The 17,012-nt window shown below is 57.5% G+C and carries 20 protein-coding genes and 1 pseudogene; 17 read left to right on the top strand and 4 right to left on the bottom strand.

What is annotated here, in order from left to right:
• Nucleotides 1–415 precede the first annotated feature (415 nt).
• Nucleotides 416–1,378, top strand: a complete 963-nt coding sequence (gene cas6, locus AC1U7K_RS17795; protein ID WP_480253136.1) for a CRISPR system precrRNA processing endoribonuclease RAMP protein Cas6 — start codon at nt 416–418, stop codon at nt 1,376–1,378.
• A gap of 41 nt (nt 1,379–1,419) precedes the next feature.
• Here the strand turns inward: cas6 (AC1U7K_RS17795) and AC1U7K_RS17790 are convergent, their stop codons facing one another.
• Together AC1U7K_RS17790 and AC1U7K_RS17785 are read right to left on the bottom strand one after the other, a co-directional pair.
• Entirely contained in the window at nt 1,420–1,677 is a 258-nt protein-coding gene (locus tag AC1U7K_RS17790; RefSeq protein ID WP_480253135.1) for a type II toxin-antitoxin system RelE family toxin, read from the bottom strand.
• On the bottom strand, nt 1,677–1,928 hold the full coding sequence (locus AC1U7K_RS17785) for a hypothetical protein (protein ID WP_480253133.1): 252 nt from the start codon (nt 1,926–1,928) through the stop codon (nt 1,677–1,679). The genes AC1U7K_RS17790 and AC1U7K_RS17785 overlap by 1 nt, the downstream gene beginning before the upstream one ends.
• A 142-nt stretch (nt 1,929–2,070) precedes the next feature.
• On the opposite strand from AC1U7K_RS17785, the gene AC1U7K_RS17780 reads away from it, so the two are divergent.
• The 15 genes and pseudogenes from AC1U7K_RS17780 (at nt 2,071) to AC1U7K_RS17710 (ending at nt 14,830) form a co-directional block, all read left to right on the top strand.
• Nucleotides 2,071–2,412: a nucleotidyltransferase family protein gene (locus AC1U7K_RS17780; RefSeq protein WP_480253132.1), complete on the top strand. Its 342-nt coding sequence runs from the start codon at nt 2,071–2,073 to the stop codon at nt 2,410–2,412.
• A complete protein-coding gene (locus AC1U7K_RS17775; protein ID WP_480253130.1) occupies nt 2,409–2,789 on the top strand; it encodes a HEPN domain-containing protein in 381 nt (126 codons plus the stop codon). Before AC1U7K_RS17780 ends, AC1U7K_RS17775 begins: the two co-directional genes overlap by 4 nt.
• On the top strand, nt 2,750–2,983 hold the full coding sequence (gene cas6, locus AC1U7K_RS17770; RefSeq protein ID WP_480253326.1) for a CRISPR system precrRNA processing endoribonuclease RAMP protein Cas6: 234 nt from the start codon (nt 2,750–2,752) through the stop codon (nt 2,981–2,983). The genes AC1U7K_RS17775 and cas6 (AC1U7K_RS17770) overlap by 40 nt, the downstream gene beginning before the upstream one ends.
• 202 nt (nt 2,984–3,185) lie before the next feature.
• Nucleotides 3,186–4,283, top strand: a pseudogene (locus AC1U7K_RS17765) (DGQHR domain-containing protein); the annotation flags it as partial.
• A 391-nt stretch (nt 4,284–4,674) separates the two neighbouring features.
• Nucleotides 4,675–6,666, top strand: a complete 1,992-nt coding sequence (locus tag AC1U7K_RS17760) for a DEAD/DEAH box helicase (protein WP_480253128.1) — start codon at nt 4,675–4,677, stop codon at nt 6,664–6,666.
• On the top strand, nt 6,663–7,655 hold the full coding sequence (locus AC1U7K_RS17755; protein WP_480253126.1) for a hypothetical protein: 993 nt from the start codon (nt 6,663–6,665) through the stop codon (nt 7,653–7,655). Before AC1U7K_RS17760 ends, AC1U7K_RS17755 begins: the two co-directional genes overlap by 4 nt.
• Nucleotides 7,652–10,399: a hypothetical protein gene (locus AC1U7K_RS17750; protein WP_480253124.1), complete on the top strand. Its 2,748-nt coding sequence runs from the start codon at nt 7,652–7,654 to the stop codon at nt 10,397–10,399. The genes AC1U7K_RS17755 and AC1U7K_RS17750 overlap by 4 nt, the downstream gene beginning before the upstream one ends.
• An 18-nt stretch (nt 10,400–10,417) precedes the next feature.
• Nucleotides 10,418–11,650, top strand: coding sequence for a hypothetical protein (locus AC1U7K_RS17745; RefSeq protein WP_480253123.1), 1,233 nt, complete (start codon nt 10,418–10,420; stop codon nt 11,648–11,650).
• Nucleotides 11,643–12,455, top strand: coding sequence for a hypothetical protein (locus tag AC1U7K_RS17740; RefSeq protein WP_480253121.1), 813 nt, complete (start codon nt 11,643–11,645; stop codon nt 12,453–12,455). Before AC1U7K_RS17745 ends, AC1U7K_RS17740 begins: the two co-directional genes overlap by 8 nt.
• A gap of 136 nt (nt 12,456–12,591) precedes the next feature.
• Nucleotides 12,592–12,903: a nucleotidyltransferase domain-containing protein gene (locus AC1U7K_RS17735; RefSeq protein ID WP_480253119.1), complete on the top strand. Its 312-nt coding sequence runs from the start codon at nt 12,592–12,594 to the stop codon at nt 12,901–12,903.
• On the top strand, nt 12,833–13,111 hold the full coding sequence (locus tag AC1U7K_RS17730) for a type II toxin-antitoxin system Phd/YefM family antitoxin (RefSeq protein WP_480253117.1): 279 nt from the start codon (nt 12,833–12,835) through the stop codon (nt 13,109–13,111). Before AC1U7K_RS17735 ends, AC1U7K_RS17730 begins: the two co-directional genes overlap by 71 nt.
• The gene (locus AC1U7K_RS17725) at nt 13,111–13,548 is read left to right on the top strand and encodes a type II toxin-antitoxin system VapC family toxin (protein WP_480253115.1); all 438 of its coding nucleotides are present in this window, start codon (nt 13,111–13,113) and stop codon (nt 13,546–13,548) included. Before AC1U7K_RS17730 ends, AC1U7K_RS17725 begins: the two co-directional genes overlap by 1 nt.
• A gap of 484 nt (nt 13,549–14,032) precedes the next feature.
• Nucleotides 14,033–14,248 carry a hypothetical protein gene (locus tag AC1U7K_RS17720; RefSeq protein ID WP_480253113.1) on the top strand — a complete coding sequence of 72 codons (216 nt, stop codon included), beginning with the start codon at nt 14,033–14,035 and terminating at the stop codon, nt 14,246–14,248.
• Nucleotides 14,232–14,684 (top strand): PIN domain-containing protein, encoded by a 453-nt coding sequence (locus tag AC1U7K_RS17715; RefSeq protein WP_480253111.1) that lies wholly within the window; start codon nt 14,232–14,234, stop codon nt 14,682–14,684. Before AC1U7K_RS17720 ends, AC1U7K_RS17715 begins: the two co-directional genes overlap by 17 nt.
• A 2-nt stretch (nt 14,685–14,686) precedes the next feature.
• Nucleotides 14,687–14,830, top strand: coding sequence for a hypothetical protein (locus AC1U7K_RS17710; protein ID WP_480253109.1), 144 nt, complete (start codon nt 14,687–14,689; stop codon nt 14,828–14,830).
• Nucleotides 14,831–15,077: 247 nt separating this feature from the next.
• Here the strand turns inward: AC1U7K_RS17710 and AC1U7K_RS17705 are convergent, their stop codons facing one another.
• Together AC1U7K_RS17705 and AC1U7K_RS17700 are read right to left on the bottom strand one after the other, a co-directional pair.
• The gene (locus tag AC1U7K_RS17705) at nt 15,078–15,485 is read right to left on the bottom strand and encodes a PIN domain-containing protein (RefSeq protein WP_480253108.1); all 408 of its coding nucleotides are present in this window, start codon (nt 15,483–15,485) and stop codon (nt 15,078–15,080) included.
• Complete coding sequence (locus AC1U7K_RS17700; protein WP_480253106.1) at nt 15,460–15,711, bottom strand: AbrB/MazE/SpoVT family DNA-binding domain-containing protein; 252 nt, start codon at nt 15,709–15,711, stop codon at nt 15,460–15,462. Before AC1U7K_RS17700 ends, AC1U7K_RS17705 begins: the two co-directional genes overlap by 26 nt.
• 101 nt (nt 15,712–15,812) lie before the next feature.
• Here AC1U7K_RS17700 and cas1 point away from each other — a divergent pair, with 101 nt between their 5' ends.
• Entirely contained in the window at nt 15,813–17,012 is a 1,200-nt protein-coding gene (gene cas1 / locus AC1U7K_RS17695) for a CRISPR-associated endonuclease Cas1 (RefSeq protein ID WP_480253104.1), read from the top strand.

The raw sequence follows: 17,012 nt of genomic DNA, 5'->3' as shown, positions 1-17,012 counted from the left end.
CCTTCCAGCGCTTCAGCTGCCCCCTCCGGTCGCCAACTTTAGCGCGTTTCCGTCATCTGTCAGGTGCTCACAGTGGATCGCCACCGGTCCGCGGCCGTATGGCGGGCCTCTCATGCTTGCTCATTCGCGGGTACGCGCAACCCGGGATGGCCGACGACGCTCATCACATCCGGCTTCGAGGCGCTCGCCTTTTAGAACGAAGTCGAACACTTGCAGGCATGTTGTTTCTCGATCGGATCCAGTTCATCAGCACGACCTCTTCCGGCGAAAGGGCTCCGCAATCTGACCCGCTCCCTCTCCCTCCGTGAGGCACGGCATGCCAGTGGCGGCATACGGCTTTAGGCCTTAGGTCCATATTCCATAGAAACCCGTATTGTGCTAGAGTGCGCCGCTACAGTCTCCCGAGCCGTAGGGCATGCTCCAGACGTTCTCATTGGCGGTCTTCCGATTTGACTTGAAAGCGGAAGAGCGGCTCGCCCTCCATCCAAAAAATCCGGGTAATTCCCTCCGCGGCGCGTTCGGCTCGATCTTCAAGCGGCTCGTCTGCCCCATGCCAGCCGACTGCCGGCAGACCTGCGGGATGAAAGTCACGTGCCCGTACGGGCAGATTTTCGAACCGAGTCCCCCGCCGGGGAGCGATCGCTTGAGCCTGAATCAGGATATTCCGCGACCGTTCGTACTGCGGCCGCCGAACGGCGGTGAAACCAGCACGTTGCCCGGCGATTCCCTCCATTTCGATCTCGTCCTCATCGGCCTCGCAATTGAATATTTCCCCTACTTCCTCGTCACGTTCCGCGAGCTCGGCGATCATGGGATCGGGCTCGGCCGGGGCCGCTATCGCATCGCGCGCGTCGTGCTGCTCAACGAGGATGGACACGAAATCGCCGAAGTCTATTCAGGCACGAACAACTTGGTGCGCCCTTCGTCGATCCGAATCACGTACAAGGACTCCTGCCGCCTCGCTGCCGAACGATTCACGAATAACGGTGAACGAATAACGATCCGATTCTCCACCCCCACGCAGCTCAAAGCCGACGGCCGACTGGTCAGTCGCCCCGACTTCCACCATCTCATCAAGCGCCTGCGCGACCGCATCAACGCGCTTGCCTATTTCTATTGCGACGATTCGCTGGATGTGGATTTCAAGGCACTCGGCGAACGGGCCGAAGCGATTCGCACCGTGCACTCGCATCTGCGTTGGGAAGACAGGGACCGCCGGTCCTGGAAGACCGGTCTCGCCCATGATATGGGCGGGTTTGTGGGAGAGGTGACGTACGAGGGCAAGGTGGCGGAGTTCTTACCGCTGCTGATCCTGGGGCAGTTCACGCATGTGGGGAAATATGCGGTGTGGGGCAATGGGCGGTATGAAATACTTTAGTAAAGATCGAGAGGTACCTAGGCTTGTGGGAACACGAGGTGCTACCGGTAAGCTTCTCTGCGATGCGCAATGCGCAGAACAAGGATAGTCCGCGTCATGTCATCGACTTCAAAAAGGATGCGGTAATCGCCGGAACGAATACGCCAGAGATTGCTGCTATCGGTTAGCTTTGTCATATCGGGAGGGCGGGGATTTTGTTCAAGACCGAGAAGAACCTCCTTTATTCGAGATCGGACTCCCAGAGGAAGCTTCTTGAGGTCCCGTTCTGCTGCCGGTCGGAGCAGAACAGTATAGGGCATCAGGAGTGCCTGCCGGATTCGCTCAGCACATCTTGGAGCGGCTTGGAGGGTCCCTCTTCAGCCCTTGCTTCTTCGGCGAGCAGACGATCAATCGCGTCTTGCAAATAGGAAGGGAGGCTCTCCCAGTCGGCATGTGCAGCCAACGTCCGCAGAAAGCGCCGGTAGTCCTCAACGGAGACGATGACTTCCACAATTTCTCCCCGTTCGTTTTGAACGAATCGAGGGGGAGAGAGAAGTTCTTTTTGGTTCATACGGTGCCTCCAAGCCTTTCAGTCGGCGCCACCAGCTTTTGGTCTCACATACAAACAGTATCTGAGGGAGATTTAAAGATCAATAAGACCGTCTCTTCGACTATTTTTGCCCTTGGTGGCCGCTACCGGAGCGGGAGGCCGCATGAAAACGGTTGATCAGCTTTCACCACTCGAGCGAAAAGCCCTTGGCGAACTTCGAACACGTCTCACACGAGAGTTCCCGAACTGGAACATTCACATGACTCTCTTTGGCTCGCGGGCACGAGGCGAGGCGGCACCGGACTCCGATATGGATGTGCTCTTGGAGGTCGAGACGGAAACCGTGTCGTTCCCCGAGAAACAACGCATTCGGCGCATCGCCGGAGAAGTCTCGATGGACACGGGAATCATCCTCTCGCTCCTGACCGTTGATCGAGCCCTGAAGAGAGAACGCGGCGACTATTCCATTTTTCGGAACATCCGGGAGGAAGGCATCGCCGTATGAACCACAAGGAAATCCAGGAACTCCTGGACAAGGCGCAGCGCAGTCTTCACGCCGCAGAGCGGCTCCTTGAAGGCGGCGATTATGACTTCGCCGTGTCTCGTGCGTACTACGGCATGTTCTATGCCGCCCAGGCGCTGCTCCTCACGAGAGACATCCGCCGGTCCAAACACTCAGCCGTCATTGCGGCGTTCAATGAGCAGTTCGTCAAAAGCGGCGAGCTGCCCCCACAACTTTTTCAGCACCTCCGCGACGGATTCGAAGATCGTGTTGAAGGCGACTACGGCCTCACCGCCATTTCAGATGAGCAAGCTCGTGCAGGAATCTCGGCAGCGCGTGAATTCATAGAGGAGATCAGTCGGCGCATAACCCGGAGCTGAGAGCTTCCGATCAGGAAGACCGCGACCGAAAATCTTGGCGCACCGGCCACGCCCACGACATGGGCGGCTTCGTCGGCGAGGTGACGTATGAAGGGGACTTCGAAGAATTTCTGCCGCTCTTGGTCCTGGGCCAGTACACGCATGTGGGGAAGTATGCCGTGTGGGGAAATGGGCGGTATGAGATCGCAGAGTGAGCCGTTGTCCGTGAGCCGTCGACCGTTGTTCGTTCACGGTAAACGGGCTACGGGTTACGGGTTACGGAAGACGGATCACGGTTCACGGTTTGTGACCTCGGATGTCACGCGCCTGTGGTAGAGGAGGAACAGCCTCTTTCATTTAAGGAGATGCAGCCATGCTGGCTACCCAAGTCCGTCAGAAGATGGCCTATTCTACTTCGTCGCGTATCCGGCGGAGGACCTGCTTCGGAAAGTCCGCTTCATGAGCCGCTTCTATGGCGAGGGCGAACAGATCGTGCCGGAGGAAGCCTCCGAAGAAGACGACATCGAACGATTCATTGCCAAAATCGAGCGCAGCGACAAGGCCTTCCAGCGGCAGCTCTCGCGCGCCAAGGTGCGGGCCATCACGAACTTTTACGAAACCGCGGTGAGCCAGCCGCCCATCCCCGGCACCGTGTTGCTGTTCACCCCGGAGCGGCTCCGGTTCGAACCGGTCGGCAGTTTCCAGCACGCCGGCCATCTGGAGGAACCCGGCGGCGACTACCTGATCATCGACGGCCAGCATCGCCTGGCCGCGCTGCACTTTTATCACCACACGCATCCCGACGACGCCCGGACCATTCACATCCCGTGCATCATCTTCGACGGCCGCAGCGAAGACTTTGCCACCGAGATGTTCGTCATCATCAATTCAACGCCGACACGCATCAACAAGAGCCACCTGGTGGACCTCTATGAACGCGTGTCCTGGGCGGCCCCGGACAAGAAATTCGCCGCGCGGATCGTCGAGTCCCTTTACAGCGAGCCGGACAGCCCCCTCCGCTACCGGATCAACCGCCTTGGCGGGCGCAGCAAACAGGAGAAGTGGATTCTCCAGGCTGAACTGTTCAACGAGCTGCACCGCTGGGTGACCCGCGACTGGAAGCGGCTCGCGAAGGAAGGCACCGGCGCCCAGGAAGCCATGCGGTTCTACGGGCTCGTGCGCGATTTCTTCAAAGCGGCGGAACGGGTCTGGGGCGAGGCCTGGGGGCATGCGAGCTACATGGTGACCAAGCCCGTGACGATCAAGGCCCTGGTGCGGGTCTGCGCCGATCTGGCCGCGCAGGATCGCGGCGCAGCCGGCGAGCGCCTCACGCGCTGGGCGCAGCGCCTGGCTCCATGGAAAGACCTGGCCCGGCAGTTCCGGGCCGACGGCTTCTACGAACGCTTCCCGGCGAAAGGCCAAGTCGAGCGCGTCGCGCGGATTCACCGGGAGCTGGCCCGCGCCATCGGCCTGGAACCCACGCGCGCAGGCGCCAAGAATGCCGTGGAGGACTAAATGCCGGTTGCCCGTTCTCTGTTGCCCGTCGACCGATGGCCGTCTTCCGTTGCCCGTTGACTGTTATCCGTTAGCGGTCGACGGGTTACGGAAAACAGTTCACAGATAACCTGTTGTCCGTCTTCCGACGACCGATCACGGTGAACGGGTAACGGTGAACGGAAAACGGTCTACCCACGTGGGGAAATATGCGGTGTGGGGAAACGGGCGGTATACGGTTGTGACTGACGCGTAGAGGTTGAAAGCACCACCATGGAGCGATCAGAGCTTCTGTCAAAAGCGATGTCCTGGATGCAGGCCCGTGGCTGGAAGCAGAAGCTCGCAAGAACCGAGATGGAACCTATCCTGAGGAGCAACTTGTTCAAGTAGAGGCTGACGGAGATGACGCTTAATGATTGATATTATCTCCGCATACCGGACAGCAGGTATCACCAAACCGCATTCATTTCAGCGGGAGGCTTGGCACGGCATTGTAGACGGACTCAATGTGCTCATCTCTGCAGGAACCGGGAGCGGCAAGACCGAGGCAGCCTTTCTGCCAGCCCTCGCGACCGGCCGCCGAATCATCGCGCTCTACCCGACCAAGGCACTGCTTCAGGATCAGCTGCCGCGCGTCGGACATCTTGCAGCTGGCAAAACAATTGTGGTCGACACCGGCGACGAGGACGACAGAACCTTTTATCGTGCCGATGTGATCCTCTCGAGCCTTGACAAATTCCTGTACCGGTTCTTCGGCTATGGAAAGAAGCGATGGAGCTATCTCTACCCCTACCGCATCGGATTCGGCGACACACGCGGTACTACGTTGATCCTGGATGAGGCGCACGCATACGAGCAGGTCGCCTTTTCCCACTTCTGGTTCCTGCTCAAGAAGTTGACATACGAGCGCAGCGTTCAAACGGTTCTCCTTTCGGCCACCCTTCCGCCGGTTCTCATCGACGCGCTTGAAGACGCCGATCGCCGCTATTTCCCCCGCAGCACGGACGAAGGTCCGTTCTTCGAGAAGGTTGCGGACAATGAATCCAGATCCGGGAGACTGTCCTACGCAGGATGCATTGCTTCCTCTAGTATCGTCGAGAAAGCGCTCGATGCTTTCAACCGAGGCAAGCGTGTGATCATCGTTCTCGACACCGTTGTGCCGCCTCGCGATACCGACCGAGCCAAAGGACGCACCCTTCACGAGGTTTGGAAGCGGTTGGTTCACGACTTTGAAGTACGCCCAGGCAGGCCTCCTCAGGCTGCTGTTGCACAAGCAGATGGTGCAGGCAGGGTGAGAGGCAATATTCTCACCTACCATGGCCATCAGATGTCGGAGTATCGGAAGGAAGTTCTTCAGCGCTTGAAGGAACTCGATGAAGGCTGGAAGCCGAACGCAGATGGCAGCCTCAAGAAGGGTGAACCATTCATCCTCGTGACGACGTCCGCGATGGAGATGGGAGTCGACGTATCCTCGGACGTTATGATCACGGACCTATGCGAGTGCGACAGCTTCGTACAGCGCATAGGCCGTTGCGCCCGCCGTCCGGGCGAGTCCGGCGAGGTCTATTTGATCAACGACGATGGCGGCCAGAGACGGCGTGGCCGAGTGCTGTGGGAAGCTTTCAAGGATCGAGCTGTGGGCAGCTCGATTGATGCCGAAGTAAAGCAGGATCTGAACGAGCACAACTCCATTCCAGATTTGAGTCGGATTCACCTTCGCCTCGAATATCTCCAGGATCAGAGTCTGTACCGATACGTGTATGACTTCGTTCAAGAGAACCAGGAGCTTTGGGAAAAGGGTGTGGTCATTACGCGAGACTGGGAACCGTCTATCGCGCTTGTCCACAGCGAGCAGCGAGATGGGAAAGATTATATTGCGGGAATTCCTGCCCGCGACTTCTGGCGTGCGAAAGACCTCAAGGAGAAGCTATTGCTGCCACTCTCAGGTGCTGCAGATATTGCGCCGTACTGCGCATGGGTATTCGAAGGGTACAACGAGGCGAGTCAGTACACGCAGCGCGTTGCTGTGGGAGGGTCCAAAGACAGGACGCTCATCGAAGCCTTGAGACTAGCCGGCGTCAGCGCACGCAGCCGCAAGCAAGACGAGAACAAAGTGCAGCCCATCTACGCATTGGGGCTGCCACTGATTCTGATCATGGGTAGTCGGCGTGAAGGCACTGAGGTGGAGCACAACAGCACCTGGCCCTACGAGGACCCCAACATCGGTCTCTGCTACCTGCCTCGATTTGGAAAGCTAGACCAAGAGCCGAAGGTCTTCTCGCCTTCACCTCAGCTCAGAGCCCGTAAGGTGCTCCTGCGAAAGGAGAAAGGGAGATACGAATTGCCGCTCTACTGGTTTGAGCCCAATGATGAAGACCAGTCGGCGGAAGGCGGCACAGCGTGACCACCCCGAACCCATATCCTCAAATCTTTGTTCCGGGCAAGATCATCCAGGTGCGGAGCGTGAAAGACCCGTTCATTCTCAGCAAGTTAGTGCTCATCTCCGTCGAAGAACATGTGCGCCACGTCGTTGAAATGCTCGATTGGCTTTTCCCCGACGCAACCGAGGTACAGCACGCTGGCGCTGTCCTCCATGACGTCCACAAGAAGGTCGGTGCCCGCTACGACTTCTTTCATGCATGCGGCCGCAAGTCTGCTCCGTCCGAGGAGGATCTGCTGCTCGACTTCTATGGAAACGGGCGGGTTTCCAGGAGCCTCTCGGCCTGGGATGCATCCCAGGGGTTCTTGAAATTTGTTAATGATCCGAAGCGAAGACGACTTTGGCCCGTGCGACTTGATGACGAAGTTGTGAGCGAGGTCCGAGTTGACCTCGATCCTCCGTTTGGCAACCACGCTGCTGAGGCTACAGACGGCGACCTGCTCCCGTACCGCGACGGCTCAGTCGTTCTGGCTGAAGACCCAGCGCAACGCGACTATGTTCTCAACCTTGTTCGCTTGCACCACTCTTTCCAACCCGATCGCATCATTGGCGCATGCGCCCAACACGGCGATAGCATCGCGCGCGACCTTTACCGGCTTATCGTCGCCGACCACGCCGGATCTCGCTGGGCGGAGCACGTCGTTCAGCACCTCGAGGGTGGGTTGGAGAAACCCGAGCGCGTGGATTTCTTCGGTGACGTGGAGATCAAGGTTGCTATCGAGACTGCTGCGCGAGGCTCAGACCACGACCTTCAAGTCGGTGTTGTACACCTGCAACGGCCCAAGTTGCCGGGCGAGACTGGAGATGTGCGTGAGAAAGAACTGCTCGTGAGATATTACCCCGTGGCGGTGGATTGGGACCTGAGACAGTTGGTAGCCGGCGCGCGTACATCGGCGACAGATCCGCAACAGCAGGCGAGCAGACGCCCGCGCGCGCGAAGGGCCAGATTATGAACCGTCAGGAAGCCATTCAACTAATCATCTGGTCTCTGCTCGCACACGCCGATGCGCCGCGCAAGGCCGTGGCTGCTGCATTGACCGTGAAGCCTCATCTTGGAGATCGTGCCGAAGCGGACTTTCGCAACCTATTGCGTGCGGCAGGGCTATTTGCTCGGGATGACGACGGGTTCTTCATCCGATATCTACGGAATACGTCCACGCAAGCAAATCATGTATCGGTCCCGCCCCCGACGCACTTACTGACAGTGCCCGTCCCGGTGGAGCCTCGGATGCGGATAGCCTACGGCGTGTTCACAGGGCTGCTACTGAAGCACATCTATCACTGCCACGCGGCAGTTCCGCTTCAAGTGACCGAAGGTATGGCGTTGCTCTGGGCTCCCGAGCAACCGGCCGAGCCAGCTTCACCGCTTCCAGACGACGCAGAGCAAGTCTGGGATGAGTTCCAAAACTCCAAGCTTGCGGAGGACGCGCTTCGCGACGGAATCGAAGCGGCTCTGTCGGCTGTGGGGAATATCGGGGCGATCACCATAACAGACCCTCTCGCCCGGAGCGCACTCTTCCGGGTTCTCTTGGAAATCCTGCCGCGCCACGAGCGGGAGTTCCAAACTCAAGGTGGCATGCGGCTCGATTTTTATTCCCGGGACGATATCCAAGGGTGGAGAAGCGGCTTGTCGGTTACTGCCGAAGGTAATTGGACCGTCGAACACCTTTGGAGGCAAGGCTTGAACGGATCAGACCCCATGAGCATTGCCTGCGGCATTGCTGGATTGATGGTCAAAGCGGCGCAGGATGCCGTCAAGCCGATGGCCTTTCGAAATGTGCGAGGGTTGTGGCGCGGCGAAGGAAGCGGCAGAAACCGCAAAGCTGGACGGCGAGATGCTGTTTGGCCGCGAACAGACGACAAGGACACGAGCGCGAGGGCGGACGAGATCGACAAGGGCGTTGAAGAGGCATTGAGTAAACTGGAGCGGCGCCGATCTGGCACTCGTGAACTGGACCGATGGGTGGCGCGCACCCTAGACAACAACGATAGGGACCAAAAGCTGATTTCGTCTCTTGTATCTCATCTTGCCGCGATGAAGCCGGTATCGTTGAACGACGAAGAATTGAAGCAATGGAAGGAATTGCTGGACGATCTGTCCTCTTCATTTCGCAAAGACAATCTTATTGCGTTCCTCAAGAACAAGGAAGACAAAGCATTGGCAGAGGTCAACGCTGCTGTTTCAGAGACCTGCAAGAACGTCGTCGCCTGGTACCTGGCAAGAAAGACTGACCGCAACAACATCGCGATCTTCGGCTGGCCAGTGACGATTTTGAGAAATGTGCCGGAAGAGAAGAGGTTTGCCCTCCGGTTCGTCAACAAGCCCGACCCACCCGGAGCAAGAACGATTCTCCGAGTTCCCCCACTCGGCAACATCAGTGTTCTGGGTGGGCCGGACTCAAATTTCTCACCGCCATTCAGCCTCACACGACTCGAAGCATCGTCGGCCTCGATGACTGTCTCCGCGCTTACGTTGGCGTCCGGCAGTCGCTGCGTCGTGTGCGGAGCGAGATCTGACCTGCTAAAGGGCACGGCGAGCTTCTTACCTGAGTCCAAAAAACGCTGGTACGAGTCTCCAACAGCGTTCGTCGAGCCCAGGCTTTGCAGCAACTGTGCGTTCGTCGCCTACCTCTCGTCAATTTATCCGAATAGCGACACGAGCGTAGTTGAGTTTCCTTCCGACAACTTCCTCGAATTCTTCGCCTTGCACGAGCACCTGCAGGGAATCTCCGGTGCGGTGGCACTAAAAACCCTGAATCGGGTTGGGGCACTTTCGATTCTTCCCAGCCGCTATCTCTTGCTGTCGAAGAATTCCCGGCAGGGAAGGATGGACTCCAAGACGCAGGTCTACGTTGAATTGCGGCGTCACACGCCGCTGCTTCAGCACCTTGACCGGCCGATGCGGGTCCAGATCGAGGGGAGCCAACCTCACTTCTGGTCGGAGATTTACCCTCATGTGGCCATTGGCTTGTCGCACTTCGCCCGCATGCCAAGGCACTACGAGACCAAAGACCGCAAGGTTGTTGCTCAACGAGTTACTCGCGCGCTCATTGAGGGGCGCCCATTCTCTGCGCTTTATCTAGCTACGCAGGCACAGCAACCAGAGAAAGGCTTTGAACGCAATGTCTTGAGTAGAGGACTTCGGGCTTTCGAGAGAGAATTCATAGGAATTCCGCAATATGCAATCAAACTGGCACTGGGACTCGGAGGGAATGCCATGAGTTCTGACTTTTATGGGGACGTGATTGAGTTTTCGAACTACCTCCTGGATTTGGTCTGCCCACTTGTTCAGAGGGAAGTTTGTAAAAGTGGGTCCGCTGTTTCAGGCATAGCGCGCAAATACACGGTCCTCATTGTCCGTGATTTTAAGGATGGCCGTGTGGCAAAATTCCTTTATGCTATTTGTCAAGAGGCCGACTCAGCAGAGCGGGACGGTGACGGTTTGGCCAAATCGCAATCTCTAAAGAAACTCTACGGAAGCAAGCCCACCGTTGAAGGCAAATCGGCTGAAGAAACCGCTAGGCTATGGGCAGTGTTTCGAGATCAACATCCGAAGACCACCCTTGAAATTAAGATTGAGAGCTTTCAAGAAAAACACGGTAAAGATCCAGGTCTCTGGGCCAAGTTCCTTGGTGAAGTGCAAGCTCGTACCCTCGCTCTTTTAATGTTGAATGTTCGTAACGTATCGATCAGATAGGCAAAGGAGGCAAACGAAATGGCTCGGCCCAAGAGACAAGAAGGACAAAGCGGCGCGACCCTATCCGGTGGAAGTGGCAAGTTGTCCGTAACCCAACACACAGGCGTTAATGCCACTGGAACGAAGACGGTGCTTATAAGCGCCTTATTAGAAGTTACCGGCCAGGTTCGATTCGGCGACGGCACCGACATTGCCACGACCATAACGGAGAAAGATACGGTTCTGGGTCCGAATGGCGGTGTAGAGAAAGCGATATGGGCGGGAACGAAACGCCGCGGTGTGGATCGGCGAACAATCCATGAGTTTCGCGACCGCGTCGGCTGGAACGGTGGTGACTGCTACATCCCAAAGCTCTGCGGTGTGTGCCCGATCTGCTGGCTCTACGGTTTTACGGGAACCACCCAGGAACAGGGAAGTGAAGTCAAGGGAATCAACGCCAAGTCTCGTGTGCTCTATGCCACGTCGGTCTCATTTGAGGAGACCTCTCGTTGCCTTAACCGGCATTCGAGAAACCAAGTGGATGAAAAATCACAAACCACGGCTCGCGCTGCCGGTATACATGAAGAAGAGATGATTGTTGCCGGGACACATTTCCCTCTCTATACATCCCTCATTCACGTGCTTGATTGGGAGATCGGTGTCTTTGCTCACGCTTTTTTGGAAAATCTGAACGCCAACCGCTATACAGCCGCTTCACGGGCTCAAGGGGGAATGCGGTTTGTAGAGCATAATCATGAGCCAGTGCTGGTGGTAGACGAATCTCCAGTCGGCATTTTTCCTCTTTCCGCTCCTAAGGTTGCTGGTTGGGAAGCGGATTATAAGAAAGCCATTGAACTTTTCATGCCAACCCGGAATAGTCCAGTCTGTCTCCTCTCCTTTCAAGCCCAGCTACAGAAGCAAGGGTTTGCCGTCGAGTCAGGCGAGAAGAAGTTGACAGCAAAAGGAGGAAACATCGAGCTGACGATTGAAACACAGGAAAACTTCCTCGTTGTCCACCAGGGTTCTGACGAACTCATGAAACGCTACTATGGGAGCCAGGCTCTGGGCTACCTGCGGCAGAAACAGATGGAGGCTCAGAAGAACCTTGCAGATTCAAGTTGGCGGTCTCAATTTCAAACAGAGGTCAGAGGATATGCCCAAGCCATTCAGAAAAAAGGAGGCGGCACAGAAAGTGCTGGAGCAGCCGGAGACGACTCCAATGTAGCGGCGGACGAATCGATTAAAGAAGAAAGCAGTGGTGGAGATGAATAACGATCTTCTCTTTGTGCTCTTGCTCCGAGGGACACTCCTCACGCCGCTGATGGCTCGGAATGCCCTCAAGTCCAACGTGACATGGTCCAGCTACCCCTTTTTGCCGCCGACTGGAGCATCTGGTTGTCTTGCCGAGCTTGTAGGCCAGCATCGTTGGCATGAAGGCAACTCCCTTGGATTAGATGCAAGACGACTGCAAGACATATCCGGATACGAAAGAGCCTTTGCATTAGGCGCATATCCCCATCAATCTCAAATCTCCCGTCGGCACTTTCGTTCGCATCTCGGCTCGATCTTCAACTACGAGGCAACGGTTTGGTCTGCTGGACGGAATGAAGGCAAGAAGCTGGCTGTTGTGGAAGAAACTTTGGCGGATGCCATCACTTTTATCATGGCCTCCCGAGAACGTGGGCAATTAGAGAATCTTTCTCTTGTGGTCCGGGGTCGTCTAGCCCCGCTAGCAAAGAAGGGAGGCCTTCAAATCGCCTATTATTCACAACCAGAAATCGTAGAACTCACGAGGGCTACCGCAACCGGCCTCGAAGAGACTTTGGCTTTAGTGCCTATTGCAGAAATGGGCTCTCTACCCAAACAGCAACTTCTACCCGGACAGATGCTCGTTCACTACGTGCCAGTTCGTTCGCGTCTCCGAGGTAAGCAAATGGAATGGGACATATTACCTTGTACTTGGGAGAGCGGAATGAAGTTTCGAGCAGGCGTTTCCATCTTTACTGGTAGCCACAACGGACAAAGCATAGGGCTCTCCTGTCAAGTTTGGAATCGCATAAAAGAGCCTTGGATTTAAGCACATGAAGAATTGTTTGTGAGATCTTTGATTGGCCCCTTGCCCGTCTTCGAGGGCGGCCCGTACCTGCTCGCCTTCGACGGAGCGGCTCTGCTCCTTCTCGAACTATCGAGAAGGATGACGGTCGGTGCACGGCATGACGGTTGATCAGCGCATTCTCGAGAAGATCGTTCGCCGCGTTGTCGCAGTCGCGCGGCCGGAGCGGATCATTTTGTTCGGTTCGGCCGCGCGTGGCGAGATGGGACCGGACGGTGATCTTGATCTTCTGGTTGTCAAGGCGGGCGTCCCGCATCGAGAGCGACTGGCACAACACTGGTTGACGGTGTCGCCTTGTTCCTCTATTGTAGTGACATTACTACATTTGGAGGGACAGCCTGATGCGCATGGGGTTACGGGAGGCGAACCAGCACTTCTCGAAAGCGGTCCAGGCGGTCAAGAGCGGGCGTGAGGTGGTGTTGACGGAACGGGGCAAACCCATTGCGGTGATCAAGCCCTTGGAGCCATTGGCCAAGGGTGACGCCGTGATCCGACGGTTGGAAGCGGAGGGCCTGTTGCGGGCTGCCGCAACATCACGACCCTTGCCGCCATGGAGGCCGCGCCCGGTCAGGGGAGCGCCGCTTTCACGCACCCTTCGTGAAGAACGGGACGCGTCGTAATGCCGGCCGCCTGGGCGTATGTTGATACCAGTGTGCTGGTAAAACGGTACCTTCAGGAACCGGGCTCAACCCACGCCCGTGCCCTGCTGCGCCGCCATCGCCTCCTCGTCTCCGCGCTTGCTCCGGTGGAGATGCTGTCGTCGTTGTCTCGGCGCCGTACAGAGGGGGACCTTGCGGAGCGACACTTTCAAGCCATTGTGTCGCGCATGCAACATGACCGGGCCTACTGGGAATTGGTCGAGGTGAATCCGTTGGTGTTGAACAAGGCGGAGGAACTCGTCGCCGGGACCACGCTCCGGACACTGGATGCCATCCATGTCGCGTCAGCGCTGCTCTTTCAGAGCTTGTCGCGCCTCCGGATTCCGTTCATCACCGCCGACAGACGACAACATGAGGTCGCGGAGCAGTTGGCATTCGATGTCGTCTTGGTCGGCTGACGCTTCTCCCGTCACAAGAGCCTAACCATGAGTGCGCCCGCGCCTGAACCTGCTCCCCTCCCCCGCATCCATCCTGAAGTTGCGGCGTTCTTCATCGATGAGCTGAAGGGAGGCAGCGGTGTATGGGGAAGGTGAATGTCTGACGGTTGATCAGCGCATTCTCGACAAGATCATTCGCCGCGTTGTCGCAGTCGCGCGGCCGGACCGGATCATTTTATTCGGATGCGCGGCGCGTGGCACGGACAGCGATGTGGACCTGCTCGTGGTCAAATCCGGTGGCCCGCAGCCAGGCGAGGCAACAGCGAACCATCATCGGCCCGGCTCTTCTGGAAGGAACGGACAGACTGCCGTTCTCCGGCGCGACGCTGCTGGTGCTGGAGCGCTGGCGGCGGCAGGCTTGGACCCAAGCGGAATGAGATGACGAACGGTAGGCGTTGGGCGATAATGCGTAGCACGCTCTTTGGCTGGCAAGGGAGAACACGCCATGAAAACCTATAAGGGCATCGTCAAAGGGAGCACCGTGGTGCTCAAGGAAAAACCAGATGTAGCGGATGGAACTGAGGCCCTGGTGCTGGTGAAAGCCACAGAGGAAGAAGAGGAGGACATCATCAGCCGCCAGAAGGTCTTGCTTGAAAAGGGATTTGCGATGGGGAAGCTCCGGTATAGGAAGCGAGAAGAGCTGCATGAGCGTGGACAATAGGCTTATTGATACGAACATCCTCGTCTACGCCTACGACGTATCAGAGCGGGCCAAGCGCCACGTCGCTCGGGCTCTGCTTGATGAAGTCTGGGATCGAGGGGGTGGCGTACTCACTCTTCAGAACCTGTCCGAGTTCTTCGTTGCCGTGACCAAGAAGGTCGAGCATCCAATCTCTATCGCGAGCGCTCGCATGATTCTCTCCGACATCCTTCGTTCAGGCCGCTGGCTCGTGATCGACAGACAAGCACAGACCATGATGGCAGCCATTGGGCTCGTCGAGCAGACAGGAGCGCCATACTGGGATGCGCTGATCGCGGCGTGCATGTTGGAACATGGAGTCAGCACCATCGTCACGGAGAATGAACGGGACTTCAAAAAGATTCCCGACATTACGGTGATCAATCCGTTTCGGGTCCGCGCAAAGCCAGAGGATTAGCGGTGGCACCGGAACGGCCGCCCTGGGTTCCAGTCATTTTGGTGCTCGCCTTCGACGGCGCGGCCCGCCTGCCTGAGCGCGAGCAGGCGCTGCTGCTGCTCGAACTCTCGCGGAGGTTAACAGTCAATGCACGGCATGCCAATTGACAGAGTCGCTCGACGAAATCGTGCGCCGCATTGTTGAAGTGCGCATGCCGCCCATGGGCAAATCGGACCGGACAGCGATGTGGACCTGCTCGTGGTCAAATCCGGTGGCCCGCAGCGAGGCGAGGCAACAGCGAACCATCATCGGCCCGGCTGGTCTGGAAGACAAGGAATGTCGCACCGCCCTTCTCCGGCGCGGCGCTGCCGCCCGTGGAGACGGACCGGAAGTCGCGTGGGGTGACGGCGAACCCTACTTGGTGAGCCACCGGATCTTGATGAGATGTTCAACGGTGCGGAACCCTGAATCGTTGGTCAGCACGGTCCCGTCGACGCGTTGGGCGGTGGCGATGCAGAAGGCATCGGCATAGGAGACGGCATGATCGCTTTTGATCTCGGCCGCGGCTTTGACGAGCGACTGGTCCACAGGGAACAGCTCAATGGGAAGTTGCTCCAGCAGGTACAGGGCTTCCACGGCCTTGGCGGCACCGACTCGGCGCTTGACGATGTAGAAGAATTCACCCCAGTTGATCCAATTGAGGAAGGCACGGGTTCGCGCTTTCTCTTGGCCATACAGCGCAGTTTGCACGCGCTCCCACCCGGCTTCCCGGTGAAAGAGGCTCACCAGCGCAAAGCTATCGAGCACGAGCTTTTCGCTCACGCCGGGCCTCATCGCGGTGCTCGCGCTGTAAGTCTTGGGTCAGGGAGAATTTGCCTTTGAGAAATCCTGTGGCGGCGGCGATCGGATCGGCAGGGACTGCCGTAAGAACGAGGCGCCCTTCCTCTTCAGCGAGTTGGACTTTGCCCCCGGGCTTCAACCCCAGCTTCTTCCGCAACTGCTTGGGAATCAAGAGTTGGCCCTTTCCAGAGAGTTGTGTGACAGCCATGGCACTATGCTCCCGTTTTGAAAATAGTGTAACGATTCCGATAACAGTCGTCAATTCCGTTACTTTTGGCTACACTCTGCGATCTCTCCATGACTGAGCCTATGGCAGAGCCCGATTCCCTCCCCCGTGTTCATCCGGAACGGCCGACACCTGCCCGCGAATTGCCTCCGGCGCAGATCAATCTCTTCACCGGCAAGCCGGAGGCGGTGGTGGTGCCGATTGAGACCGAGCCGCCCGACGGCGAGGAGCGGATCATCAACGACGGCATCCGGATGGTGAAGACCGGCGACACGTCGCAGGTGGTCTTGTCCGGCTTTGGCATGTTTCTGTCCAAAAAGAGCGAGCGGCTGCTGGTGCGGCAGAACAAGACCGTCGTCTATGAGTTCCCCTTGTTTCGCTTGAGCGAGGTGGTCGTAGCCTCGCGCGGCGTGACGCTGTCTTCGGATTTAATTGAAGAGCTGTGCCAGCGGGGCATCCGGCTGAGTTTCCTTACGAGCGGCGGCAAGCCCTATGCGATGCTTTCCTCTCCCATGCTGACGGCCACGGTGATCTCACGACGCCAGCAGTTAGCGGCTCTCGATGACGAGCGCGGCGTGGCCTTTGCCAAGCTGATTGTCACCGGCAAGCTGATCAATCAGGAACGGCTGTTGCGCTATTTCGGCAAATATTTGAAGCAGGCCGATCCCGAGCGATTTGCGCGCGTGGATCGCGTGGCCGACCACATCAAGGCGCTTAAGCCTGCTATCGGTCAGGTGACCGGTCTCCGCATCGATGATGTGCGGGATTCGTTGATGGGCTATGAAGGCACGGCGGGACGCCTGTACTGGGATGGGGTGAAAGACATTATCAGCCAACGGATGGAATTCATGGGCCGCGAGCACCGAGGGGCGACCGATGTGGTCAACGCTTTGCTCAATTACGGTTATGGCATTCTCTACTCCCAGGTCTGGGGTGCGGTGCTGAATGCGGGCTTGGAACCGTTTGCCGGCTTCCTGCATGTGGACCGGCCCGGCAAACCGTCTCTCGTGCTGGACCTCGTGGAGGAGTTTCGGCAACCGGTGGTCGATCGCACGGTCATTGCACACGTGAATCTCGGTGAAGCGGTCACGATAAAAGATGGGATGCTGGATGAGGACACCCGCGCACGCTACGCCGCCAAGATTTTGGAACGGCTGGAGTCGACCGAGTCGGTGAAAGGCAAGAAGTACCAGATCAAGTCGATCATTCAAATGCAGGCACGATCCTTGTGCAGCTTTCTGCGCCGGGAGGGATCCTATACGCCGTTCACCTTTAAGTGGTGA

The organism is Nitrospira sp. Vd2 (assembly GCF_979581665.1).
This window is presented reverse-complemented; position numbering and strand designations above follow the sequence as displayed.

Bases quoted from the DNA above. Each gene is read 5' to 3' on its own strand.
- cas6 (WP_480253136.1), top strand. From the start codon at position 416: ATGCTCCAGACGTTCTCATTGGCGGTCTTCCGATTTGACTTGAAAGCG.
- AC1U7K_RS17790 (WP_480253135.1), bottom strand. From the start codon at position 1,677: ATGCCCTATACTGTTCTGCTCCGACCGGCAGCAGAACGGGACCTCAAG.
- AC1U7K_RS17785 (WP_480253133.1), bottom strand. From the start codon at position 1,928: ATGAACCAAAAAGAACTTCTCTCTCCCCCTCGATTCGTTCAAAACGAA.
- AC1U7K_RS17780 (WP_480253132.1), top strand. From the start codon at position 2,071: ATGAAAACGGTTGATCAGCTTTCACCACTCGAGCGAAAAGCCCTTGGC.
- AC1U7K_RS17775 (WP_480253130.1), top strand. From the start codon at position 2,409: ATGAACCACAAGGAAATCCAGGAACTCCTGGACAAGGCGCAGCGCAGT.
- AC1U7K_RS17760 (WP_480253128.1), top strand. From the start codon at position 4,675: ATGATTGATATTATCTCCGCATACCGGACAGCAGGTATCACCAAACCG.
- AC1U7K_RS17750 (WP_480253124.1), top strand. From the start codon at position 7,652: ATGAACCGTCAGGAAGCCATTCAACTAATCATCTGGTCTCTGCTCGCA.
- AC1U7K_RS17745 (WP_480253123.1), top strand. From the start codon at position 10,418: ATGGCTCGGCCCAAGAGACAAGAAGGACAAAGCGGCGCGACCCTATCC.
- AC1U7K_RS17740 (WP_480253121.1), top strand. From the start codon at position 11,643: ATGAATAACGATCTTCTCTTTGTGCTCTTGCTCCGAGGGACACTCCTC.
- AC1U7K_RS17735 (WP_480253119.1), top strand. From the start codon at position 12,592: ATGACGGTTGATCAGCGCATTCTCGAGAAGATCGTTCGCCGCGTTGTC.
- AC1U7K_RS17730 (WP_480253117.1), top strand. From the start codon at position 12,833: ATGCGCATGGGGTTACGGGAGGCGAACCAGCACTTCTCGAAAGCGGTC.
- AC1U7K_RS17725 (WP_480253115.1), top strand. From the start codon at position 13,111: ATGCCGGCCGCCTGGGCGTATGTTGATACCAGTGTGCTGGTAAAACGG.
- AC1U7K_RS17720 (WP_480253113.1), top strand. From the start codon at position 14,033: ATGAAAACCTATAAGGGCATCGTCAAAGGGAGCACCGTGGTGCTCAAG.
- AC1U7K_RS17715 (WP_480253111.1), top strand. From the start codon at position 14,232: ATGAGCGTGGACAATAGGCTTATTGATACGAACATCCTCGTCTACGCC.
- AC1U7K_RS17700 (WP_480253106.1), bottom strand. From the start codon at position 15,711: ATGGCTGTCACACAACTCTCTGGAAAGGGCCAACTCTTGATTCCCAAG.
- cas1 (WP_480253104.1), top strand. From the start codon at position 15,813: ATGGCAGAGCCCGATTCCCTCCCCCGTGTTCATCCGGAACGGCCGACA.